Origin of the sequence: Idiomarina piscisalsi (assembly GCF_002211765.1) — a bacterium.
Taxonomy (GTDB): Bacteria; Pseudomonadota; Gammaproteobacteria; order Enterobacterales; family Alteromonadaceae; genus Idiomarina; species Idiomarina piscisalsi_A.
Genome location: NZ_CP022133.1, coordinates 454,754 through 478,540, shown reverse-complemented (window position 1 = coordinate 478,540; position 23,787 = coordinate 454,754). Strand labels below are relative to the sequence as shown.

At 47.6% G+C, this 23,787-nt stretch carries 19 protein-coding genes and 1 tRNA gene; 1 reads left to right on the top strand and 19 read right to left on the bottom strand.

Features of this window, described 5'->3' with window-relative positions; all coding sequences use genetic code 11:
• Positions 1-7 precede the first annotated feature (7 nt).
• The 8 genes from CEW91_RS02235 to CEW91_RS02200 form a co-directional block, all read right to left on the bottom strand.
• Positions 8-1,183, bottom strand: coding sequence for an APC family permease (locus tag CEW91_RS02235; RefSeq protein ID WP_088767475.1), 1,176 nt, complete (start codon positions 1,181-1,183; stop codon positions 8-10).
• A gap of 83 nt (positions 1,184-1,266) precedes the next feature.
• Positions 1,267-1,342: transfer RNA gene (locus tag CEW91_RS02230), tRNA-Ile, on the bottom strand.
• Between the two features lie 46 nt (positions 1,343-1,388).
• The gene (locus tag CEW91_RS02225) at positions 1,389-2,693 is read right to left on the bottom strand and encodes a sensor histidine kinase (RefSeq protein ID WP_198400879.1); all 1,305 of its coding nucleotides are present in this window, start codon (positions 2,691-2,693) and stop codon (positions 1,389-1,391) included.
• 130 nt (positions 2,694-2,823) lie between these two features.
• Positions 2,824-3,612 (bottom strand): amidohydrolase family protein, encoded by a 789-nt coding sequence (locus tag CEW91_RS02220; RefSeq protein WP_088767473.1) that lies wholly within the window; start codon positions 3,610-3,612, stop codon positions 2,824-2,826.
• Between the two features lie 25 nt (positions 3,613-3,637).
• Positions 3,638-5,470 carry an RNA polymerase sigma factor RpoD gene (gene rpoD / locus CEW91_RS02215; RefSeq protein ID WP_088767472.1) on the bottom strand — a complete coding sequence of 611 codons (1,833 nt, stop codon included), beginning with the start codon at positions 5,468-5,470 and terminating at the stop codon, positions 3,638-3,640.
• A gap of 101 nt (positions 5,471-5,571) precedes the next feature.
• Positions 5,572-7,317, bottom strand: a complete 1,746-nt coding sequence (gene dnaG / locus CEW91_RS02210) for a DNA primase (RefSeq protein WP_088767471.1) — start codon at positions 7,315-7,317, stop codon at positions 5,572-5,574.
• Between the two features lie 114 nt (positions 7,318-7,431).
• On the bottom strand, positions 7,432-7,647 hold the full coding sequence (rpsU, locus tag CEW91_RS02205; protein ID WP_006954239.1) for a 30S ribosomal protein S21: 216 nt from the start codon (positions 7,645-7,647) through the stop codon (positions 7,432-7,434).
• A gap of 80 nt (positions 7,648-7,727) precedes the next feature.
• Complete coding sequence (locus tag CEW91_RS02200; RefSeq protein ID WP_088767470.1) at positions 7,728-8,462, bottom strand: PilZ domain-containing protein; 735 nt, start codon at positions 8,460-8,462, stop codon at positions 7,728-7,730.
• 203 nt (positions 8,463-8,665) lie between these two features.
• Between CEW91_RS02200 and CEW91_RS02195 the strand changes: the two genes are divergently transcribed.
• The gene (locus tag CEW91_RS02195; RefSeq protein ID WP_157776063.1) at positions 8,666-9,982 is read left to right on the top strand and encodes a serine/threonine-protein kinase; all 1,317 of its coding nucleotides are present in this window, start codon (positions 8,666-8,668) and stop codon (positions 9,980-9,982) included.
• On the opposite strand, the gene tgt is transcribed toward CEW91_RS02195, so the two are convergent.
• The 11 genes from tgt to metK all read right to left on the bottom strand — a co-directional run bounded on the left by tgt (position 9,958) and on the right by metK (position 23,720).
• Positions 9,958-11,073, bottom strand: a complete 1,116-nt coding sequence (tgt, locus tag CEW91_RS02190; RefSeq protein WP_088769334.1) for a tRNA guanosine(34) transglycosylase Tgt — start codon at positions 11,071-11,073, stop codon at positions 9,958-9,960. The genes CEW91_RS02195 and tgt overlap by 25 nt on opposite strands.
• 32 nt (positions 11,074-11,105) lie before the next feature.
• Positions 11,106-12,161, bottom strand: coding sequence for a tRNA preQ1(34) S-adenosylmethionine ribosyltransferase-isomerase QueA (queA, locus tag CEW91_RS02185; RefSeq protein ID WP_088767468.1), 1,056 nt, complete (start codon positions 12,159-12,161; stop codon positions 11,106-11,108).
• A 102-nt stretch (positions 12,162-12,263) separates the two neighbouring features.
• Positions 12,264-13,535 carry an inorganic phosphate transporter gene (locus CEW91_RS02180; protein WP_088767467.1) on the bottom strand — a complete coding sequence of 424 codons (1,272 nt, stop codon included), beginning with the start codon at positions 13,533-13,535 and terminating at the stop codon, positions 12,264-12,266.
• Positions 13,536-13,549: 14 nt separating this feature from the next.
• Entirely contained in the window at positions 13,550-14,230 is a 681-nt protein-coding gene (locus CEW91_RS02175; RefSeq protein WP_088769333.1) for a TIGR00153 family protein, read from the bottom strand.
• Between the two features lie 92 nt (positions 14,231-14,322).
• Positions 14,323-16,242 carry a methyl-accepting chemotaxis protein gene (locus CEW91_RS02170; RefSeq protein WP_088767466.1) on the bottom strand — a complete coding sequence of 640 codons (1,920 nt, stop codon included), beginning with the start codon at positions 16,240-16,242 and terminating at the stop codon, positions 14,323-14,325.
• 119 nt (positions 16,243-16,361) lie between these two features.
• Positions 16,362-17,147, bottom strand: coding sequence for a DUF481 domain-containing protein (locus CEW91_RS02165; RefSeq protein WP_088767465.1), 786 nt, complete (start codon positions 17,145-17,147; stop codon positions 16,362-16,364).
• A 10-nt stretch (positions 17,148-17,157) separates the two neighbouring features.
• Positions 17,158-18,222 carry a class II fructose-bisphosphate aldolase gene (gene fba / locus CEW91_RS02160; protein ID WP_088767464.1) on the bottom strand — a complete coding sequence of 355 codons (1,065 nt, stop codon included), beginning with the start codon at positions 18,220-18,222 and terminating at the stop codon, positions 17,158-17,160.
• A gap of 32 nt (positions 18,223-18,254) precedes the next feature.
• Positions 18,255-19,436: a phosphoglycerate kinase gene (locus CEW91_RS02155; RefSeq protein WP_088767463.1), complete on the bottom strand. Its 1,182-nt coding sequence runs from the start codon at positions 19,434-19,436 to the stop codon at positions 18,255-18,257.
• Between the two features lie 27 nt (positions 19,437-19,463).
• Entirely contained in the window at positions 19,464-20,483 is a 1,020-nt protein-coding gene (gene epd, locus CEW91_RS02150; RefSeq protein WP_088767462.1) for an erythrose-4-phosphate dehydrogenase, read from the bottom strand.
• Positions 20,484-22,484, bottom strand: a complete 2,001-nt coding sequence (tkt, locus tag CEW91_RS02145) for a transketolase (protein ID WP_088767461.1) — start codon at positions 22,482-22,484, stop codon at positions 20,484-20,486.
• Between the two features lie 90 nt (positions 22,485-22,574).
• Positions 22,575-23,720 (bottom strand): methionine adenosyltransferase, encoded by a 1,146-nt coding sequence (metK, locus tag CEW91_RS02140; protein WP_088767460.1) that lies wholly within the window; start codon positions 23,718-23,720, stop codon positions 22,575-22,577.
• Between the last annotated feature and the right edge of the window lie 67 nt (positions 23,721-23,787).

Here is a 23,787-nt window from a genome sequence, read left to right as displayed (position 1 = left end):
ACATCAACTAAGCAATAGCCGCTAACCCGACCAACCCAAAACAGCTTATTAGTCCGAGTGCCGACACAAATTTAGGAATAAAACGCTGCTCTTTCTTGACTTTCAGAGCCGCTATGTTCGTGATGCCGTAGTAAATAAGTACGGTGAAAGCACTTAATGTCCAGGCGAATTCGATGCCTCCGAGCGCGGCGATAATGCCCATAATAAGAAAGGTTACCCAGGTTGCTGCAGGTGCCGATTTATTGGTTTTATCAAGGCCACCTAAAAAGCGAGGCAAGTCGCCGCGGCGCCCCATAGCTAAAATGACACGCGAGACACCAAGTAAAAGATTTAAAACGACACCGCCCATGGCCACAATTCCACCAACAATGACCACCCACTGCCAAGGAGAGTCGCTGATTAAATTAGCAATATTGAAGTGACTTTCTTCAAACGCATTAAGACCACCTAAGTGTAAAATAGCGAGACCCACGGCAATGTATAACGCGCTGACCACCGCCAACGTCAGCACCACCGCCTTTGGAATGTTTCGGTGTGGTTCAGTAATTTCTTCACCCATCGTGGCAATGCGTCCATAACCAGTAAATGCAACAAACATTAAGGCCGCCGCGTGGAAAAGCGACAAATGGCTGGTTGAAACCGACTCATTACCAACCGCTAGTGCTACTGAGTCACTCCCTAAGGCAACGCCAATGAAGACAACTAAACCGATAATGCTGACCGTGACCAAAAGCATATTCAGCCAATTGGTTCTGCGTACTCCGGATAACACGAATATGGTAAACAGCAACAAAAGTCCTATAGCAACCGCTTTTACCATAGTTTCGGGCGTCTCAAAACAGGCACTGATATACCACGCCACCGCCAACGCAGCGGTCGCTGCCGAAGCGCTTTTCGCCACAATGAAGAGTCCACCGGCAATAATACCGCTGGCTGGGTTCAAAAATTGATAGCCATACTCATACGTACCACCGCTGACAGGGTGTGCTGCTGCCAGCTGTGCAGAAGACAACCCATTAAACAACGCGGTTAATGCCGCTAATACAATGGCCCAAACCAGCATGTCACCGGCTATCGTCGCACTTAGACCAACACTGACGTAAGCGCCAGTACCCAGAATAGAGCCCAGACCAATGATTAATGCGCCACCTAAACCTGTCTCTCTAACCAATTGGTTTGCCATATTCACACCTAATTAAGGTTGATGCACTTTGAATTATTACATTTTAGACGGGTTTTCATTGCAGTTTAATGGCTTTGTGGAAATGGTGGCCCCTCGCAGATTTGAACTGCGGACCAACCGATTATGAGTCGGGTGCTCTAACCACTGAGCTAAGGGGCCATTTCTGGTTGGAATGCTTGAAAGCGGCGCAGATTATACGAACTTTTTACCCTTTTGTCATGGGTATCAGCACGTTAAATCGCGATGTTTTTTCAAGTTTTTCGTAATTTATATCGCCGCCCTGGCTTTTTATTGCGTCTTTGATCACTTTTAAGCCAACACCATAAGCGTCCGGATTAACATCATCGGTTTCAAACATGGTGCCCAAATTTCTCTTGGCAACACCGCTACTTTCGTCACTGACCGATACGTTAACGTAGTCACCGTCGACTGTGGCTTGTATGAGCACCTCGGAGTTCACCGGCGTAAACGCAACAACGTGCCGCAATAAAAAGTCGAAAATAAAACGAAACACTAATGGGTTTATCGTCACGTGGAGGTCATCGTCGACAATAGAGGTGACCGTGATATTTTTTTCACCCGAAAAGCTTTCGTGATGATCAGCTATGTCTTGAAGCCAGGCTTCTAACTCAATATTACTCTTATCCAGGCCCTGCATATTTGGTGACAGTTGCGAGAACGTTTCAAACAAACTGACCAATTCTTGTACTTTAAACTTCAGGTCTTCACTGTCGAAGTCTCTCAGCTTCTTTTCAAGCGCTTCTAAGTCACTCAAAGCCAAAGCGGCCATTGAGCGTGCCATGCGTCCGACTAACGTTTTTTCTGCAGCTAACCGCAGCTTATCGGTTTCTGCCATAAGTTCGCGTTCAGTCGCCTGCACTTGTTGACGGGCTTGATACAAGAGCAGTAAAAATGGCTGTACTTCACCGACTTCCGAGGTAACCGAAACCGCTTTTGACGTATCTTCAGCGTCCGCCACTATGCGGTCTCGCTCTTGGTGCCAACGACGATTAAACAGCGACTCCCGCACAATAATGGCAACGCCAATTAACGCAAGCAGCGCAAATAAAATACTGGCCGTAACGCTAAAATAGTTCTGTGCAGGCTGAATGGGGCGACTTAGCCAGATGGCGAGGCCAGCATGTTCTTTTTCCGGGCACGCTAAAACCACCAACATCGGTATTTGATCGGTTACATTAGCAACCGGTTTATTCTCGGCAAGGGCTTCGCGACTCGCAGAGCTAATTACAAGCTGATCCGAACCGCTTAATTGAGCATTCTGGGTATTTCCACGAGAAGAAGCAATAGCGTAGCCGGCAAACCCGCTATTGATATGCCAAAAGCCGCCGAGCGTATGCTCTTCTTTACGTATGGACTCGCTAATGGCTTGATACAAAAGCTCGGGGTTCTTTACTGATTGTTGCTGTGTTTCAGAGGCAGGGTAAAGACTGCTAACCGCTTGCTGAATGTCAGAGCAGGTTTTTTCAAGACTACTTTTGGTTCGACTCACAAGTTGAGCCGAAGACTGCCAGTAAGTGAGTAAAAGCCCGCCTAGCGCAATTGCTATAATTGCAATGGCGAGCCAGCGATTACTCCGGGTGTGACTTGCGAGTGACTGCACGTTGCGTCACTCGCTCTTGCTATGGAAGATTGTAGAATTCGCGTGCATTTTGATAAAACACTTTATCAACAGCATCTGCACCACCGTCGGCACTTTCCAATGCATTCACAATGGTAGTAATGTCCGAAGGTTCAAACGAACGGTTACTGCGGGTACCGGGCAAATCAGTACCAAACATCAGTGCGTCCGGGTTGGTTTTATACAAGGTAGTAATTGCATCGGCCACATTAACCTCGGTACGACCAAAGCCACTGGCTTTGATTTTTACGCCACCCTCGGCCAAACGACGCACTTGCGACAAGCCTGACTTTGCCATACCTAAGTGGTCAACACTCAGTTTGGGCAATTTTAATAGCGTAGGCACCATGTCATCCAGCTCACGGCTGTCGACATAAATTTCCAAATGCCAACCTGCTAAGTCCCAGATACGTTTACCAAACTCAACAATACCTTCAATATCACGGTGAACACCGCGTTTTAGGTTAACCCGAACGCCACAAATACCATGCTTGTTCAGTTGCTGAATTTTTTCGTCACTCACGGAACCTGGCAGTTGAGTAACACCGACAAAATTATCACCCAGATTTTCTAGGGCAGCCTTTAAATAGCGCTGCTCAAACCCCTGGAATGAACCTGACACGATGACGCCACCTTCAATAGGCAGGCCACGTGTTAAGTTTCGGTAATCGTCAATATAAAAAGGCTCAGGGATATGACCTTGGTTCTCAATTAGCGGAAACTCGTCATCGTAAATATGTAAATGCGAGTCAATAATACGTTTCGGCCAATTGTCACGGTTATTACCCATGCTGCCTCCTGTGTCAGAGAATATCTTACTCATCCAAGAACGATTTAAGCTGCTCAGAGCGGCTTGGATGGCGAAGCTTTCTTAATGCTTTGGCTTCAATTTGACGGATTCGTTCACGCGTTACATCAAACTGTTTACCAACTTCTTCTAAAGTATGGTCGGTATTCATATCAATACCAAACCGCATACGCAAGACTTTCGCTTCACGGGCGGTCAGGCCACCAAGTACTTCACGTACTGAATTACGCAAGCTTTCCGATGTTGCTGAGTCAATCGGCAAGTCCAGCGTATTGTCTTCAATGAAGTCACCCAAGTGCGAATCTTCATCGTCACCAATGGGGGTTTCCATTGAAATAGGTTCTTTCGCAATTTTTAAGACTTTACGAATCTTGTCTTCTGGCATCATCATGCGCTCAGCCAACTCTTCCGGCTGCGGCTCGCGGCCCATTTCCTGCAACATCTGGCGCGAAATACGGTTCAGTTTATTGATGGTTTCAATCATATGAACCGGGATACGAATAGTACGTGCCTGATCCGCAATTGAGCGGGTAATGGCCTGACGAATCCACCAGGTCGCGTAAGTCGAGAACTTATAACCACGACGATATTCGAATTTATCCACGGCTTTCATCAAGCCAATGTTACCTTCCTGAATTAAGTCCAGGAATTGAAGGCCACGGTTGGTGTATTTCTTCGCAATTGAAATAACCAAACGCAGATTGGCTTCCACCATCTCTTTTTTCGCACGACGAGCTTTTGCTTCACCAATCGACATGCGACGGTTAATTTCTTTCACTTTACCGATGGTTAAGCCAGTTTCTTTTTCAACATCGACCAACTTATTCACACAACGCTCAATTTCGTCGCGTGTTTCTTTCATTGTTCCGGCGTAGCTCTCGCCTGAACCGATTTGCGCATCAACCCACGCCATGCTGTTTTCATTACCGGCAAAGGCTTTCATAAAGTCACGTTTAGGCATGCCGCCTTGTTCAACGCTTAACTTCATAATAATGCGTTCTTGCACACGCACGCGCTGCATCATTGAACGCATGTCTTTCACTAAACGGTCAAACTGCTTTGGCACCAAGCGGAACTGTTTGAACAGGTCGCTCAGCTTATCAATTTCGACACGAGCATCCGCACCGTCACGACCGTGTTTGGCGATTGCCTGACGAGTCGCTTCGTATTGTTCACGCAGCTCGGTAAACTTGGCACGAGCAAATTCCGGGTCAATACCAGTATCTGACTCTTCTTCTTCGTCATCATCTCCGTCGTCATCTTCGTCTTCCAGCTCTTCGTCTGGTAGCTCAGAACCAACGTGAGTAGCAGCAACAGGCGCTTCATCGACCTCTTCCGGATCGATAAAGCCAGATATAATGTCGGTTAAACGCAGCTCTTCGGCTTCGTAAGAGTCCCACTGGTCTAGCAGAAAGTTAATGGCTTCGGGGTATTCCGCCACAGAACACTGAACTTGGTTAATACCTTCTTCAATGCGCTTAGCAATATCAATTTCGCCTTCACGAGTCAGCAGCTCTACGGTTCCCATTTCGCGCATGTACATACGCACTGGGTCAGTCGTTCGGCCTATTTCGCTGTCTACAGACGCAAGGGCTTGCGCAGCTTCTTCCGCAGCATCTTCATCGGCAGCACTTTCGGCCATCATCAAGTCATCGGCATCGGGCGCACTTTCAAACACACGGATACCCATGTCATTGATCATGCGAATAATATCTTCAACCTGATCGGAATCTACAATTTCCTGAGGTAAGTGATCGTTAACCTCTGCAAAAGTTAAAAACCCTTGCTCTTTGCCTTTCGCAATAAGTACTTTCAGTTGCGATTGCCGACTCTGCTGCATACAGACTTTCCACCCATGACTGTGAATGTAGAATACCCAAAATGACCAAACAGTATAACAGAATTCAGTCTTTTACGCTAGAAAAGGCTGATTATTGCGTGTTACTTTGCCTTGTTTAAATACTGCAAAATTGTTTGGTATTCTTGCCGTTCTACCTTAGTTAATGCGGCCTCTTGCGATTTTTTCAAGAGGGCGTTTGCTCTTTGCTCGAAGTATTGATCAATCAAATAAATGAAAATATCAGAAAATTCTTGTTCAATATTTTCGTCATCAAGCTGATGTTCCCATAGTGCGAGCTTTTGTAACGCTGAATAATAATTACTGTCACGCCAGCTTTCCAACACCTGCGCTGTCGTCATTGCTCTGTTCGCACACTGCTTATGAAGCTCAATAAACAGATCAATACCGCTCAGCTGCAACCCTTGCAGCTCTTCTTTTACCGCAATCTTAGTGCCCAATTGCGGATACTGAAGCAATAAAGAAATTGCTTTTCTGATAGGCGTCATCTTAATAGCTTCTGAGGCTGGCCGCTTATAACTGGGCTTATCAAAGTGACGTTCTAACTGAGACGCTTCGCGACGCAGCACCTCCGCAAGTCTCTGCATTAATGAGTCGCGATAATAACCGCTGGCTATTTTTTCAATAAGGGGCTTAGCTGTGCTTAGCAACTGCGATCGACCTGCATCCGTACTGACATCAATACCCTCTTGAAGGTGTTCGAAAAAGTAATCAGTAAAAGGTTTTGCTTGAGTTAAGGCCTGCTCAAACGCTTCATTGCCTTTATCTCTAACAACGGAGTCTGGATCTTCCCCTTCTGGCAGGAATAAGAAAGCCATGTCCAGACCGTCCTTTAATAACGGCAGCGCATTTTCCAACGCTCGCCAGGCGGCGTCTCGCCCTGCACGGTCGCCATCATAGCAACAAACGACACGTGGTGAGGTACGGAATAGACGCTGTAACTGCTCAGTTGTTGTTGCTGTGCCCAGCGATGCAACGGCATAGTCAATACCGGCTTGAGACAACGCAACCACGTCCATATAACCTTCAACCACCACCACTTGCTCTGGGCGACGCACCGCTTGCTGCATATGCCAGTAACCGTAGAGCTCACTGCCCTTATGAAACAGCCGAGTCTCTGGAGAGTTCAAGTATTTAGGTCCGTCACCTTCGATAATTCGCCCACCAAAGCCGACAACGCGTCCACGTCTGTCATGGATGGGAAACATCACCCGGTCACGGAAAAAATCATAATGCCGACCTTTGTCATTACGATTAATAAGTTTCAGCTCAAGCAGCTGTTGGCGTTGTTTCGCGCCTTGTCCAAACGTTTTCAGCAAGCTGTCCCAGTCGTCTGGCGCGTAGCCTATTTGAAAACGCTTAACTGTTTCTCCACTCAGGCCACGCTTCTTAAGATAACCAATGACCTGAGCTGAGCGTGCATGATGTTTCAGTTGGTGCTGATAGAACCGTGCCGCTTGATTCATTATCGCGACATCGTCCTGAGTTTGCTGCTGCTTTTGTTGCGCCGCTTGCGGGTTTTCCGGTTCCTCTCTGGGCACCTGAACTCCCATTAAGCCCGCGAGCTCTTCGACCGCATCCGGGAATTGCAAGCCATCAAACTCCATCAAAAAGTCGATAGCGTTACCATGAGCGCCGCACCCAAAACAGTGATAAAACTGCTTATCTTGGCTTACTGTGAAGGATGGCGATTTCTCGTTATGGAAGGGACAGCAGGCCTGGTGATTCTTGCCTGCTTTTTTCAACGGAACACGGCTGTCAACGACTTCTACAATGTCTGCTCTTTCGAGTAAATCGTGAATAAAGCTTTTAGGGATCAAGCCTGCCATTGCCGTCTCAGTTTCAAGGTTAAAGAATCAACAGAAACACGAAAGCCGCGACAACAAGTCACGGCTTCCAGCACTTTACGAAAAAGTGAACACTCAAATTGTCGTTAAACGCTCTTAGTATAAACGAGTACGACGAGCGTTTTCACGAGCCAGCTTTTTAGCGTGACGTTTTACGGCCGCGGCTTTCTTGCGCTTGCGCTCTGCAGTAGGCTTTTCGTAGTGTTCACGACGACGAACTTCTGACAGAACACCTGCTTTTTCACAAGAGCGCTTGAAACGACGCAAAGCTACGTCAAACGGCTCGTTTTCTTTCACTTTTACGACTGGCATTAAAACATCACCTCGGATAAATTATCTATTTGATTAAAAATTAGCCGCTACTGGCTTAAATTGGTGCTGAATTGTACCGACTAAGATTCAGCTTGTAAAGTGTTATCCAATGTTTCAAAACCAATATCGTTATCGCTTAATAGTGCTTTCACTTCCGACGACGCCATCAGTAGTTTGCCTAAAAAATTTTGCAGGTCATCGGGCTTATTTTTAAAGGCTAAACCGAATTGCCAAACCTCAGGGCCTGCTACGTCCAAACTTTTTACGTGCATCGGTCCGAGCGAAAAATCTGACTCAGAGCTCAACACCGTGACACTGGCAAGTAAGTCCTCTGTATCGTCAATACACGCCGGCTGAGTACCTTTGTATTGGAAACCAACCCCCTTCCCGGAAACATCAATGATTGTTCCTGCGAGTCGGTTTCCCTTACCGTACCCGTGATGTAACTGGAGTTCAGCGTTGCAATTAACAGGGATGCGGGGCGATGTGCGCAAAGACTGGATATTCGCTTCTCGAGGATAGCTGACAAACAGAAGCTTTTGCGGAAACTGTGTCATACTCAATAAGTCGACTGTTCCCGTCACTTGTTCACCCGATGCAGCCACCGTTGTAAAAGCAAATGTTTTGTTCGCTTTTAACTGAGGCAGAATATCTTGCCAACGATACTGTCGGGAAAGTTCCAGAATCAAATAGTCCGGGTACTGCTGCCCAACTAACGTTATGTTCAACGTCTGGTAACCGTCGTTTGACTTCAGTGTAATTTGAGCTGGTTGCCGAAAGCGATTGTTTGCCAAAACACCTTTGCCGCTGTGCATTAGTGTTGTCCTTTTTTATTATTATTTTATTAAGCATTCATAATAGCGAATATCTGCTATTTTTTAAGTAATTGCTGAATATTTATAATTCAATGTCAATTGACGTCAATTGCTAAGGTGACAGCTTTGGTGACCCTAGATCCTGTTGTTTCTCGGCTATGCTCGCTAGACTCTGAGCTAGCTCAGACAGTAAGGATGCGAATTTGGCTATTAGTTATTCCAGAGACACATTTCCATATCCAATCCCCGAGCGTTACCAGTGCCAAGGAATGCTGGGCTATGGCGGTAGCGGTTTAGTTTACAAAGCCTACGATCAACGACTGGAAAGAACTGTTGCGATAAAGTTCGCGCGCTCACCCTCACTCGTGAGCCGCAATCGCCTGGTGCATGAAGCTCGTCTTCTCTCCAGCGTTTCACATCCATCACTGTGTCGCGTTTATGATATTGGTGAGCCAGAGGTCGCTTCTTCGTCTCTATTCTTAGTCATGGAATATGTCGATGGGACTCGACTGGATAAACTTAAACAGCATTTATCAATAACTGAAGCGGTCGAAATCGGTTATCAGCTCGCCGACGCCTTAAGTGCACTGCATAAAGCGGGCTATGCTCACAACGATGTGACAGCGCATAACGTTATTTTGCCCCAAAGCGGTAAACCTAAAGCGCCGATATTAGTCGACCTAAGTATTGCAGAGAGTTTTTCGACAGCATCACAGCAGCGTGATATCTATCAGGTTGGTGAGCTGCTGCTTCTGTTACTCGCCAACACCACACCGGACGTTTTCTTAATGCAACCGGTGGCCGACAAACGTCGCCTACCCGCAGGACTGGCCGACATCATTAAGAAAGCGTTAGTCGTCGACTCCTATCCTTGTTTTAATGACATTTCTGAACTTGCTAACGCATTGAACAAATGGCGTGCTGAATCGTACAAACAAAGGAGGCGTTTAGGTTGGGCTACCGCGCTTACAACCTCTGTGTTAATACTAGGTGGCCTTGCCTTTACAGCGTTTAATAAGCTGCACATATACGAGAGCATATACAGTGCGCCGGTGCACGAGCACTCACACGGACAAGTATTTGCTCATTATACGGGGCATTTAATCGAAGAAGGCAATTTAAGCAAAGCCGTTGAAACAGCCGAACTAGCACTGTCACATTTTGATAACGCGATTAGCGAGCACCCTGAAGATTTAACGCACCATAGTGAGCGTATTGAGTTTCTGCTGAAACTTGAACCGCTTTTTTCAGATACCGAGTACACCACTCGACTTCTAAACGCTCTTAATAACATGGGGGATCCGGCCAAATATGACAAGCCGGACAGTGCGTATCATGTTCAAGCCAAGACCTATTTAGCACTAGCCAAGGTCAATAAACAGCAAGTACACCTGAAACAACGCTGGATCAAACAGGCTTGGGGAGCATTAAGCTCAGCACAAAAACTGTCTTCTGCTGAGCATTATTTACCCACTAAAAAAATGCTGGAAAAGTTTCAGTCCAGTGGTGGTACTGACTGACCGCGCTGCTGATAAAATGACTCAACAAACTCGTCAAACGTATCGGCATCCAACGCGTCGCGCATATCGCTCATAACTTTTTGATAAAAGCGCAGATTGTGAATGGTGTTTAAACGCCCGCCTAGCATTTCATTCGTTTTGTCTAAATGGTGCAGATACGCCCGCGAGTAGTTTTTACACGTATAGCAGTCGCAGTTTTCATCCAGTGGGCCCGTGTCTGTTCTGTGCACAGCGTTACGTATTTTCACCACCCCTGAGCTGATGAACAGGTGTCCATTACGTGCGTTACGGGTTGGCATAACACAATCGAACATATCAATACCACGACGCACCGCTTCTACTAAGTCTTCCGGCTTGCCCACGCCCATTAAGTAACGAGGCTTCTGCTCAGGCATTTGCGGCGCGGTATGCTCCAGAATGCGCATCATGTCTTCTTTTGGTTCACCCACCGACAAGCCGCCAATCGCATAGCCATCAAACTCTATGTCGGTTAAGCCTTTCAAAGAAATATCACGAAGCTCTTCGTACATACCGCCCTGAATAATACCAAAAAGCGCTGACTTATTTCCTTCGTGAGCCTTTTTCGAGCGCTCAGCCCAGCGTAAGGACAGTTCCATAGAGCTACGGGCTTCCGCCTGAGTCGCCGGGAATGGCGTGCACTCGTCAAAAATCATAACAATGTCAGAGCCCAGTTCACGTTGAACCTGCATCGACTTTTCCGGCGTTAATAAAATTTTCTCACCGTTAATGGGCGAACGGAAAGTCACGCCTTCTTCGGTAATTTTTCTTAACTCACCAAGGCTGAACACCTGAAAGCCGCCAGAGTCCGTCAGAATGGGCTTATCCCAGTTCATAAAATCATGCAGATCGCCGTGCTGCTGAATAATTTGCGTGCCTGGACGCAGCATCAAATGAAACGTATTGCCAAGACAGATTTGCGCCCCAGTGTCTTTAACCTCTTCGGGCGTCATTCCTTTCACGGTACCCAGTGTCCCAACCGGCATGAAGGCCGGCGTTTCTACGGTGCCACGCTCAAACTGCATACGTCCACGACGGGCACGACCACTGGTTTTATCAAGTTCAAATTTCATTGTCATAATGTATCACTTCAAAAATTGTCTGTTTATCGCTGCAACAGCATTGCGTCGCCGTAGCTAAAGAATCGGTACTTCTCATTAATGGCTTGTTGGTAAGCTTCCATTATCAGGTCACGACCGGCAAATGCCGAAACCAACATAATGAGTGTCGATTCCGGTAAATGAAAATTAGTAATTAAGCTGTTGACAACCTGAAACTCGTATCCGGGATAAATAAAAATATCGGTGTCGTCAAAGAACGGTTCAATATCATCAGAGTTTGACGCATTGGCGGCAGACTCAAGCGATCGAACCGACGTCGTACCGACAGCAACCACTCGCCCGCCATTGGCTTTCGTCTGCTTTATCGCATTGCAAGTCTCGTCACCCACTTTAGCGTATTCGCTGTGCATGACATGATCATTGATGTTGTCCACGCGCACCGGCTGGAATGTCCCCGCCCCCACGTGCAGTGTCACATAAGCAAAGTTAACGCCTTTGGCTTTTAGCTTTTCTAAAATATCGTCGTCAAAATGCAAGCCTGCGGTCGGTGCCGCTACTGCGCCTGGCTCTCGGTTATAAACGGTTTGATAACGCTCTTTGTCCGAGCTTTCATCCGGGCGATCAATGTAAGGAGGTAACGGCATGTGGCCATATTCCTCAAGAATATCCAATACCGGTTCTTCATGCTCAAATTTAAGCTCAAATAAAGCGCCGTGTCGCGCCAGCATAGTCACTTTGACAGCGCCTTCCAGCAGCAATTCGGCGCCCGCTTTTGGTGAGCGGTTTGAGCGTACGTGAGCCAATACTCGGTGGTCATCCAACAAACGTTCTATCAAAACCTCTACTTTTCCGCCGGATACTTTTTCGCCCAGCAGGCGAGCCGGAATAACGCGAGTGTCATTGAATACCAAAAGATCGCCTGGGTTTAAGGCGCCGACAATGTCAGTAAACTGCTTATGCTCAATCGATTTTAACTCAGCATTGACTTGCAACAAGCGACTCGCACTACGCTGCTCTTGCGGATAGCGGGCAATAAGCTCGTCAGGCAAATCGAACGAGAAGTCACTGACTTTTAAAGAAGAAGGGTTATTTTCTGACATACCTGCGCTTTTCGGAAACACTTTATAAAGCGCGGATTTTACTGGAAAGTCGGCAGCCTGTCACTGAAACAGGCTGCCTTTTCAAGGTTTCTTAATGCAAACTTATGCAACGCCAAATATGGCCTTCAGAATATAGAAGAACGCGATCGACATGATGGCACCGGCCGGCAGAGTAACGACCCAGGACACCACGATATTGCGTACAACCCCTAAGTTAAGAGCCGCAATACCGCGAGCCATGCCCACACCAAGTACAGCACCTACCAGAGTTTGCGTAGTCGAGATTGGCAAGCCAGTACCTGACGCAAGCACGACGGTAGACGCAGCAGCCAATTCGGCTGCGAAACCACGGCTGGGCGTTAAGTGAGTAATACCTTTACCAATGGTCGCAATAACACGTTTGCCCAGCATCGCTAAACCAGCAACGATACCAATACCGCCCAGCGGCAATATCCACCATGCCAACTGCGCTTTGCCACCTATTTCGCCGCCGTTTGTTACGACACTGACAACCGCAGCAAGCGGACCAATGGCGTTAGCCACATCATTAGAGCCGTGAGCAAATGCCATAGCACAAGCCGTAACTACCATCAGCACTGCGAACACTTTCTCAACGTTGGTGTAGTGCATATCTTTGTCGTCTGACGGGTTAAACTTAAGGCGGCCGATAGCCAGCTTGCCGATAACAAACACAAGCACTGCAATACCCAGCGCCCAAAGGTAGCCCTCCAGACTGCCTAAGTCTAAACCAACGTGCTTCAAGCCCTTTTTAATGGTAACCAGCGATAGGACGAAGCCAGCAAGCCCCATGTAAAAAGGTACGTATCGCTGCGCCATTTTCAATGGGTTTGAGCGGTCAAAAATAAGCTTCTGAGCACTCATAAATATGAGATAAGCAATAAAACCGGATATCGCCGGCGTGACAACCCAACTACCGACAACGCCACCTACTTTGGCCCATTGCACTGACTCCATACTGACACCAACCGCGGAGAAACCAACAATGGCACCAATGATTGAATGCGTCGTAGACACCGGCCAACCTAAGTATGAGGCAATAAGCAGCCAGAAACCGGCAGCCAGAAGCGCTGAAATCATACCGAAGACAAGCAGCTCCGGCTGATCAACGAAGTAGGCTGAGTCAATAATGCCTTTACGTATAGTAGAAGTGACTTCGCCGCCCGCAAGATAAGCACCGGCGAACTCAAACACCATTGCAATAAGAATGGCTTGCTTAATCGTTAATGCTTTTGAGCCAACCGAGGTGCCCATGGCGTTAGCAACGTCATTAGCACCGATCCCCCAGGCCATAAAAAAGCCGAAGATAGCCGCCATGCCGATAAGCAGCATGCTGTAACTTGAAATAATATCCATAAATTAGACTCCGCTTAGACTCGCGCCAGCATCAATTCGAAACGTGCACCAACTCGTTCAGACAAGTCAGCTAAGTCACCCACCCAGTCCAGGATTCGATATAGGAACATGGCATCCAGTGGGTTCATATCCAGCTCTATTTTGCGCAAGTCTTTGCGTAACTGGATTTGCAGCTTATCGGTGTCTGCTTCAATTGCATCAAGTTCTGCAATGAAGTCATCAACCAAGTCGCGTTCACGACCTTTGAAACCAGTTTCCAGCAAGTCGTCAAACTCGCCAATGGTTTCTCTGGCTTTAGCAGCGGCATCTATACAACGGTTTAGGTAGGCATCAAAGTCTGTCACCAGCGGCTCAGGAATCGTTAATTCACGGCCGGTCATAAGACCTGAAATGTCTTTGGCTTTATTGGCAATACGGTCTTGCTGGGATACCAACTCAAGTAAGTCAGTACGCTCAACCGGCATAAATAAGCCACTTGGGAGGTTTAAGCGAATTTTACGTTTGAGTTCATCCGCCTTTTGCTCGTGCGTAACGATTTTGCTACGCGCAGTTTCTGCTGACGCCCAGTCCTTAGCGTATACCGCTTTAAAAAACTCTTTCAGTGCTTCAGCACAGCGGTGCACTTCGTCCATGTGCTCGATCATTGGTTTAATCGGGGACTTTGCAAATACCCCAAGGAATGAGTTCATTGACATAACCAGTTCCAATTTTTTCAGCTGTTGTTAGCTGCGCGAATGGTAGCGAAAAGTTTCTGTAAATGGAACCATGGTGTTTGATTAATTCGCCGTCATCTGAACACCTGTTCAATTTCACTTTGTTGCGTGTCAACTTGTCTTTCAACATTTTTCAACAAATGATGCGCATGACCCATATTCTCAATTAACAATCGAATCTCTTCGGAAAACGCTGTCACTCTCAAACTTTGTTGCTCGGCAAGCTGCAGAGACGTTTTCGCCTCATCACTTGAAACCTGTGCTTTCTTTGAAACTTCATCCGCCGTATCCACCAGGACATTCACGTAGTCATGCTGATTCGAACTCGTTTCTATAATATGTTGGTAGCTATTCTCTATTGCAGCGGACGCTTCCGCCAGCTTGCCCAGTGTACTATCAATGCTAGTCAGTGAAGACTGAGTTTTTTGAGCCAACTGCCTGACTTCGTCAGCCACGACGGCAAAGCCTCGTCCCTGTTCTCCGGCTCGGGCCGCTTCTATCGCAGCATTTAGCGCGAGTAAGTTCGTTTGATCTGCAATGCCTGAAATAACAGACAATGCACTATTCACGTGTTCAACCGAGACGGCAAGCTCATTGACCGACGTTTTTGCGGAACTCATTGCCTGTTCATTCATTTTCGACGCATCACTGAGTTTTCGAATGTATTCCCGGCTTGTTTGCATCGACTTTTGTGTACCTACTGCGTTCTGCTCAAGCGCCGCAGTGCAGTCATTTAAAGAATTCGTCAGTTCATTAAGCTGGCTAATGCCGCCTATGGTTGACTCCGCGGATGTTTGAGTTTTATGTGACGACGATACCAGCTCTTGCAGCTCTTTTATCACTGTTTTAAGAGCCTCATTCACAACGGACATTTGATGGGACTTTTGCGCTTCACCAGATTTTGTTTGCTCGAGCATACCGTTAAAGAATTTGGCAACTTCTCCAAACTCCGTTTTTTTATCTGCGCCAGGCAGGTAGTTAAGCTGCTTCTGTTCAAGAAGCTGCTGCATAGCATCGCGTAAACTACGTAGTGGCGTCAAAACCATTCGTTTTAGCAATAAAAAATTGATGAAGGCAAAAAACAGTAAGGCCGCAACTAACGCCATAATTGTGACCTTTATCTGGAAAAGTTGCTCTTGCTGAATGTCGATAAGCTGCTTTTCAGCGGCTACTGCTATAACCTGAATTTGCGCTATGTCATCCGAGATACGTTTGAATGCGAGCTCTCGCTCGGCAATTAAATCAAGAGTGGATGATAGCTCGCGTGGGTAACGGTTAACTAAACTGGACATCTCCGAAATGATTTTAGGACCAAGCTCTTTAGCCTCCCGCTGAACAAGCATCATCGACTGATCAGGCAACTCTTCCTTCACACCCAATTCTGGCAACTGCTCCAGCCTACTTATTTCCTGCTGTATCGAGTTAAGAACTTGCTCAAGCACGTCTTGACTAATTTCGCCATTGAACAAGCGTTCACGGGTGTGAACAAGCTCTCCTATTAGCAGAGTGAGGTCACTGCCTATCTGGGTGTATTTTTGACTGACAGAAGGGTTATCTCCGCTTCCTTTTTGGGCATAATCAAATAAACGCGAAAGCTCACTGAACAACGAACGTTCAGCATTGAACAGTAAAGCCGCTTCCTGACCAGAGAGTTTACCTATTGAACGATAGTCCTGGCCTATCCTGTTATTTATTGACTGAAGTTGCTTAATCACATCAGAGCTTCTCTCAAAGCCTAAATCAACCAATTTGGTTTCAGCCTGCTCTACCGCTTTTTTGGCATCAGTGAGCAATACGGTGTTTCCGGATTGCAAATAACCGCTGAGATCCGTCACCACATTAACCATCAAGCTTTGCTTGACCGACGAATAAGCGGCTTGCTTTTTTTCAATAGTGCTAAGCTTTTGACTCGACCAAAAAAGCACGCCAAGAAAAATCAGCGATAACCCAAGTAAAATAAAAGAAGAAACTCGACTGAATGCAGATACGCGCATAACTTCAAACCGATTTGGATAATCCGCTGAGTTTAAGACGCTTTTATGACAGCTTTATGAAAAAGGCCGCAATGATTTACTCATTGCGGCCTTTGAAGTTATGTACGCTTCAATCGTTTTTAGAAGGTGTACACTAACGTCACTGCGGTTTCAGTATCTAACTTTTCAATGCTTTCATCAGATACATTTGAGTTGTGCGTACCGCTGACAGAAAACTTCATCGCCAGTGAGCTGTTGATGTTAGAGGACAACGACAGCTCAGCCTTGCTCTTGGTATTATCTTCACCAAGTTCTGAAGACACGAGCGCATTGAACTTAGAGTTTTCGGAGATCTTCCAGTCCAGATTTCCCGCTAAACGAAGAATCATTTGCCCTTCTGACTCAACAGGCGGCTCACCTTCTATTTGAATCGGTTTAGTTCGAGAGTAACCCGGACCAATTTCATAGTCGGCGTAAATGTCTTCATCATAGCGATAACGCGCACCATAACCGGTTGCTACCGTTGCCTGGTACTCGTAACCACTAAACTCGTCTTCCTCATAAGAACCGAAAACAAATAATGAAGAGCGACTGTCCGGTGAAAACTTGTAGTTGCTCTGAGCCGACACAAACATACGATCAGCGGTTTCAATTGACTCACCTGTTGACTGGTCTTCCTGTTCAGCCGTGTAGTAGTCAATAACACCTTTATGACGCCAATTTTGGACGTCTCGCGATATATTAAGCTTGCCTTTTAAGCTTTCAGTCTCGGTATTACCCGACGTGTAAAGCAGGCCGAACTCAGCACTTGCTTCCCACTCTTCAACCGTTTCGGTATCCATATCGTCAGCGTCATCAAACATGAAGGTTTGAGCACTGGCCGATACCGACAAAAATAAACTTGCAAATAATACTGATAAACGCACATTAACCTCTTTATTTCACAATTGCGTTTAATTCACCACTTTCGTAGCGCTGGAACATGGTTTCTAACGTTATTGGTTTTATTTTACTTGCCATGCCTGCACAGCCGAAGGCTTCATAACGTGCTTTACAGATTTCTTCCATCGCCGTTGTCGCTGCCGCTAAGAACTTACGCGGGTCGAAGTTTGATGGATTCTCTGCCAAGTGACGACGGATTGCACCGGTTGATGCTAAGCGTAAGTCAGTATCAATGTTGACTTTACGGACACCGTTTTTGATGCCTTCCTGAATTTGCTCAACCGGAACACCGTACGTTTCAGGAATTTCGCCGCCGAACTCATTAATGACTTTCAGCCATTCCTGAGGTACAGACGATGAACCATGCATCACCAAATGTGTACCCGGAATGCGACGATGAATCTCTTTAATGCGGTCAATGGACAAAATATCGCCTGTTGGTGGACGCGTAAATTTGTAAGCACCATGAGACGTACCGCAAGCGATGGCCAAAGCATCAACGTTCGTTGCCTTAACGAACTCTGCCGCTTCTTCAGGATCAGTCAGTAGCTGATCGTGTGACAGTTTGCCTTCAGCGCCGACGCCATCTTCTTCGCCCGCCTCGCCCGTTTCTAACGAGCCCAGGCAGCCCAGCTCACCTTCTACAGAGACGCCACAAGCGTGCGCCATTTCAACCGTTTGTTTAGTAACACGAACGTTGTAGTCGTAGTCCGCCGGCGTTTTGCCGTCTTCCAGCAACGAGCCGTCCATCATGACGGAACTAAAGCCTAATTGGATTGAGCGCTGACACACCGCAGGTGACGTACCGTGATCCTGGTGAACCACCACAGGAATATGTGGCCACTCTTCAACGGCTGCCTGAATTAAGTGACGCAGGAAAGGAGCACCCGCGTACTTGCGCGCGCCTGCTGACGCTTGAACGATTACCGGGCTGTCGGTTGCGTCCGCTGCCTGCATAATGGCTCGCATTTGCTCTAGGTTATTTACGTTAAACGCCGGTACACCATAGTCGTGCTCGGCGGCGTGATCCAATAACTGTCGTAATGACACCAGGGCCATAAAAATACTCCTTTAAATTATAAAACTTGTGTTCAGGCGTCGTTTGCGCGCTCTTCTAAAACGGCTACTGCGGGTAAGGTTTTACCTTCCAGAAACTCCAGAAATGCTCCGCCACCTGTTGAAATATAGCTTATCTTATCAGCGATACCATATTGATCAATGGCTGCAAGGGTGTCTCCACCACCTGCAATTGAAAATGCATCACTATTTGCAACGGCATCCGCAATGGCTTTTGTACCATTTCCAAATTGCTCAAATTCAAATACGCCGACAGGGCCGTTCCAAACAATCGTGCCCGCGCTCTTGAGCATAGCAGCGAGTTGTTCTGCGGTTTTGGGACCAATATCGAAAATCATGTCATCATCCGCCACAGCATCTACCGCTTTGGTTTCCGCCTTTGCTTCCGCGCTAAATTCTTTGCCTGTGACAACATCAACGGGTAATGGAATGTCGCCGCCTTTCGCTTGCGCTTGCTCAACCAGGCGATTTGCCTCGTCAGTCAGATCGGCTTCGTACAAAGACTTACCCACATTATGACCGGCCGCCGCAACAAAAGTGTTCGCAATACCACCGCCCACAACCAGTTGATCAACAACGCCACTCAACGATTCCAACACCGTCAGCTTAGTTGAAACTTTAGAGCCACCAACAATAGCAACCAAAGGCCGCTTCGGGTTTTCCAGTGCTTTACCAAGGGCGTCTAACTCAGCCGCCAACAGCGGACCGGCACATGCGACTGGCGCATATTTGGCAACGCCATGTGTCGATGCCTGAGCGCGGTGAGCCGTGCCAAATGCGTCCATAACGTACACGTCACATAAAGCAGCCAACTTCTTCGCTAATTCGTCGTCGTTTTTCTTTTCACCAACGTTGAATCGAACATTTTCAAAAATAACCAATTCGCCTGAGTCAATCTCAACGCCATTAAGATAGTCTTTGCATAAACGAACCGGGCAGTCGAGTGCGTTTGCCAAGTAATCCACAACCGGCTGCATAGAGAACTGCGCGTCATATTCGCCTTCGGTGGGGCGACCCAAATGCGACATCACCATCACCTTTGCGCCGCCGTCTAAGGCTGCTTTAATGCTAGGAATAGCGGCTTTCAGGCGAGCGTCTGATGCCACTTTGCCATCTTTAACCGGCACATTCAGGTCTTCGCGAATCAGGACGCGTTTATTCGATAAATCCAAATCAGTCATTGCAATGACAGACATGTAAAACCTCTCTTCTGTAAATTCAGATTAAAGCTGTTCAGCCATTTTGCGCGTCGTATCGAGTAAACGATTCGCAAAGCCCCACTCGTTGTCGCACCAGCACAACAGCTTCACCAGTCGCTTATGACTGACGCGCGTTTGAGTGCCATCAACAATGGCTGAGTGAGGGTCATGGTTAAAGTCGATGGAAACCAGCGGCTCTTCGGTATAGTCCAGGATGCCCTGCAGCGCACCAGCGCTATGCTCTTTCAACACTTTGTTCACCGTTTCCAGCGTCGCGTCGCTATTGAGCGTAACGCTTAAGTCCATTGCGGTAACATTGGTCGTCGGGACTCGCACCGCAATGGCTTCAAAACGACCTTCTAAATGCGGCAATATACGCTCAATACCGCGAGCTAACTTCGTATCAACCGGAATAATTGAACGCCCGGCAGCCCGGGTACGCCGTAAATCGGGGTGATAAGCATCGATAACTTGCTGATCATGCATTGCCGAGTGAATGGTGGTGATAGCGCCTGAGTCTATGCCAAATGCGTCGTCCAGTACTTTAATAACCGGTACAATACAGTTAGTCGTACACGAGCCATTCGAAATGACTTTATGCTCAGGCGACAATTCGTTTTCATTCACGCCATAAATGGCGGTAAAATCGACATCTGGTTTGCCCGGATGCGAAAACAAGACCCGTTTCACACCTTGTGCCAAATAACGCTGACCATCGCTCTGACTGCCATAGACGCCGGTACAGTCGACCACAAAGTCGACCTCATAGGACGCCCAATCAATGGCTTCAATGTCAGTTTCATGCTCAAGCGCAATGTCGTCTCCGGCAACCGTTAGCTCGTCCTGTGACTGCGCCACTTTGAAACCAAAACGGCCATGACTGGAATCATATTTCAGTAAATGAGCGATAGCTTCAGACGCGGCTGGCTCGTTAATCAGCACAACTTGAATGTTGTCCCGGTACTTATTTTCATAAAGCGCACGCAAAAAGCTTCGGCCGATGCGACCGAAACCATTAATTGCTATACGAACCGCTTGACTCATTTAAGCGTCCAATAAACGCTTAGCGGCCGCTACTGCGTTTTCAGCAGTAATGCCAAAGTGCTTATACAGTTCACCCGCAGGAGCCGACTCGCCAAAGGTTGTCATACCAACTACCTCGCCATTAAGGCCAACGTATTTCAACCAAAAATCAGTAATACCGGCTTCAATAGCCACACGGCGCGTCACATTCGCCGGCAACACCGACTCTTTGTATTCAGCACTTTGAATATCGAACACATTGGTCGACGGCATAGAGACAACGCGCACCTTGTGGCCTTCTTCCGACAGTTGCTGATAGGCTTCAACGGCCAAGTCAACTTCAGAGCCTGTCGCAATGAAAATAACCTCAGGTTCGCCGTCGCAATCTTTCAGAATATAACCACCGCGGGCAATACTCGCTAACTGCTCTTCGTCTCGCTCTTGTTGTTGCATTCCCTGACGGCTAAAGACTAATGCCGACGGTGTTTTGCTGCTTTGTATTGCAGCACCCCAGGCGACCGCCGTTTCAACAGGGTCACATGGGCGCCAGCATTGCAGGTTTGGTGTTTGACGCAAGTTGGCTAACTGCTCAACTGGTTGGTGTGTTGGACCGTCTTCTCCCAGGCCAATAGAGTCATGGGTGTAGACAAAAATGCTTGGCTGTTTCATAAGTGCCGCCATACGAACGGCGTTACGTGCATACTCCATAAACATCAGGAAGGTAGCACCATAAGCTCTGAATCCACCATGCAGTGTCACACCATTCATAATGGCCGACATACCAAATTCGCGGACACCGTAGTAAACGTAATTACCGCTGGCGTCTTCTGCTGTCACACCCTTAGCACCGTCCCATAACGTCAGGTTAGAGCCCGCCAGGTCAGCTGACCCACCTAACAGTTCAGGCAGTTTCGGTCCAAATTCGTTTAACACATTCAGTGATGCTTTACGGGTTGCGATTGCTTCCGGCGCATTCTGTAGTTTCTGTGCGTAATCGAAGACCGTTGTTGAGAAGTCTTCCGGAAGTTCGCCATTCAGTCGGCGCTGTAACTCTTGCGCAAGTTCCGGGTGCTCTTGTTCATAGGCTACCCAACGCTTATTCCATGATGATTCCACCGCAGCGCCTTTGTCTTTTGCTGACCATTGCTGATAAACGTCTGCAGGGATTTCAAACGCATCGTGCGACCAGTTCAACTGCTTGCGCGTAGCGGCAATTTCATCATCGCCCAGCGGGGCGCCGTGACAGCTTTCAGAGCCTTGTTTATTCGGCGAGCCAAAGCCGATAACGGTTTTACAGATAATCAATGTCGGCTTATTAGTCTCTGAGCGCGCGGCTTCTATCGCCTGCGTAATCGCTTCTGAGTCATGACCATCGACCGCTTCAATCACTTGCCAACCATAAGACTCAAAACGCTTGGCCGTGTTGTCGGTAAACCAACCTTCTACTTCACCGTCAATCGAAATACCGTTATCGTCATAAAACGCAATCAGCTTGCCAAGGCCCAACGTCCCCGCCAAAGAGCAAACCTCGTGAGAAATGCCTTCCATTAAACAACCGTCACCTAAAAATGCATAAGTGTGGTGATCAATAATGTTGTGGTTGTCACGATTAAACTGTGCCGCCAGCACTTTTTCTGCCAAAGCCATTCCGACGGCGTTCGCAACGCCCTGACCTAAAGGACCTGTTGTCGTTTCAACCCCCGGAGTGTATCCGTATTCCGGGTGACCAGGGGTTTTTGAATCTAATTGGCGAAACTGCTTTAAGTCGTCAATGCTGAGGTCATAACCAGTAAGGTGTAGCAGAGAGTAAATCAACATAGAGCCGTGACCATTGGACAACACAAAGCGGTCACGGTCGGCCCAGTCAGGGTTATCAGGGTTATGTTTTAGGTAGTCACGCCATAACACTTCTGCGATATCTGCCATGCCCATTGGCGCGCCGGGGTGTCCCGACTTGGCTTTTTGAACAGCGTCCATGCTAAGCGCACGGATGGCATTGGCGAGATATTGACGTTCTGACATTAAAAACCCCCTGAGGATGAAGAGCAACTTGCGATGCGCGTATTCTCCACATTTCAGGGGGTACAAGCAAATTTATTGGTTAATTTCTGACTAAATATCAGCCTGTAAATCAGCCGCTTTATCCGTTTGCTCCCACGGTAAACCATCACGACCAAAGTGCCCGTATGCGGCGGTTTGCTTATAAATAGGACGTTCCAGGTCGAGCATCTTAATTAAGCCATAAGGGCGTAAGTCGAAGTGACGACGCACTAATGCAATGAGTTGCTCTTCTGAGTACTTAGATGTACCGAAGGTATCAATGCTGATGGAGGTTGGCTCCGCAACACCAATGGCGTAAGAAATTTGCAGTTCACAACGCTCTGCCAAACCGGCGGCGACCAAGTTCTTAGCGACGTAACGCGCTGCATAAGCCGCACTGCGGTCAACTTTTGACGGGTCTTTACCCGAGAAAGCGCCACCACCGTGACGTGCCATACCGCCATAGGTATCCACAATGATCTTACGACCCGTCAAGCCGCAGTCACCCATCGGGCCACCCACCACAAAACGACCGGTAGGATTAATATGGAATTGCGTGTCTTTGGAAACCCACTGCTCCGGCAATACCGGTTTAATGATCTCTTCCATCACCGCTTCGCGCAGCGTTTCCTGAGTAATATCTTCTCTGTGCTGAGTTGACAGAACCACGGTATCAATAGCGACGGGTTTGCCGTTCTCATAAACAAACGTTAACTGACTTTTGGCGTCCGGGCGTAACCAATCTAACGTTCCGTTAGTACGCACTTCCGACTGGCGCTGCATAACGCGGTGTGCATAAGTAATTGGAGCCGGCATAAGTACCGACGTTTCATTCGAGGCATAACCAAACATTAAGCCCTGGTCACCTGCCCCCTGCTCTTCAGGTTTGTCGCGGTCAACGCCCTGATTGATGTCACCGCTTTGCTTACCAATAGCGTTTAATACTGCACAAGACGCGCCGTCAAAACCCATATCGGAATGGCGATAACCAATGTCTTTGACGGTTTGACGTGCAAGGTCTTCAACGTCAACCCAGGCCTTGGTTGAAATTTCTCCGCCAACCAATACCATCCCGGTTTTTACATACGTTTCACAAGCAACACGGGCCTTAGGATCTTTCGCTAAAATAGCGTCTAAAACTGCATCAGATATCTGGTCGGCAATTTTGTCCGGATGCCCTTCGGACACTGACTCTGAGGTAAACAGGTGACGTGACATATGCCCACTATTCCTTTATTTTGATGAAATCACTCAATACTGGTTGCATAATGTAACCGATCACTCT

Bases quoted from the DNA above. Each gene is read 5' to 3' on its own strand.
- CEW91_RS02235 (WP_088767475.1), bottom strand. From the start codon at position 1,183: ATGGCAAACCAATTGGTTAGAGAGACAGGTTTAGGTGGCGCATTAATC.
- CEW91_RS02220 (WP_088767473.1), bottom strand. From the start codon at position 3,612: ATGGGTAATAACCGTGACAATTGGCCGAAACGTATTATTGACTCGCAT.
- rpoD (WP_088767472.1), bottom strand. From the start codon at position 5,470: ATGCAGCAGAGTCGGCAATCGCAACTGAAAGTACTTATTGCGAAAGGC.
- dnaG (WP_088767471.1), bottom strand. From the start codon at position 7,317: ATGGCAGGCTTGATCCCTAAAAGCTTTATTCACGATTTACTCGAAAGA.
- rpsU (WP_006954239.1), bottom strand. From the start codon at position 7,647: ATGCCAGTCGTAAAAGTGAAAGAAAACGAGCCGTTTGACGTAGCTTTG.
- CEW91_RS02200 (WP_088767470.1), bottom strand. From the start codon at position 8,462: ATGCACAGCGGCAAAGGTGTTTTGGCAAACAATCGCTTTCGGCAACCA.
- tgt (WP_088769334.1), bottom strand. From the start codon at position 11,073: ATGAAATTTGAACTTGATAAAACCAGTGGTCGTGCCCGTCGTGGACGT.
- queA (WP_088767468.1), bottom strand. From the start codon at position 12,161: ATGTCAGAAAATAACCCTTCTTCTTTAAAAGTCAGTGACTTCTCGTTC.
- CEW91_RS02180 (WP_088767467.1), bottom strand. From the start codon at position 13,535: ATGGATATTATTTCAAGTTACAGCATGCTGCTTATCGGCATGGCGGCT.
- CEW91_RS02175 (WP_088769333.1), bottom strand. From the start codon at position 14,230: ATGTCAATGAACTCATTCCTTGGGGTATTTGCAAAGTCCCCGATTAAA.
- CEW91_RS02170 (WP_088767466.1), bottom strand. From the start codon at position 16,242: ATGCGCGTATCTGCATTCAGTCGAGTTTCTTCTTTTATTTTACTTGGG.
- fba (WP_088767464.1), bottom strand. From the start codon at position 18,222: ATGGCCCTGGTGTCATTACGACAGTTATTGGATCACGCCGCCGAGCAC.
- CEW91_RS02155 (WP_088767463.1), bottom strand. From the start codon at position 19,436: ATGTCTGTCATTGCAATGACTGATTTGGATTTATCGAATAAACGCGTC.
- epd (WP_088767462.1), bottom strand. From the start codon at position 20,483: ATGAGTCAAGCGGTTCGTATAGCAATTAATGGTTTCGGTCGCATCGGC.
- tkt (WP_088767461.1), bottom strand. From the start codon at position 22,484: ATGTCAGAACGTCAATATCTCGCCAATGCCATCCGTGCGCTTAGCATG.
- metK (WP_088767460.1), bottom strand. From the start codon at position 23,720: ATGTCACGTCACCTGTTTACCTCAGAGTCAGTGTCCGAAGGGCATCCG.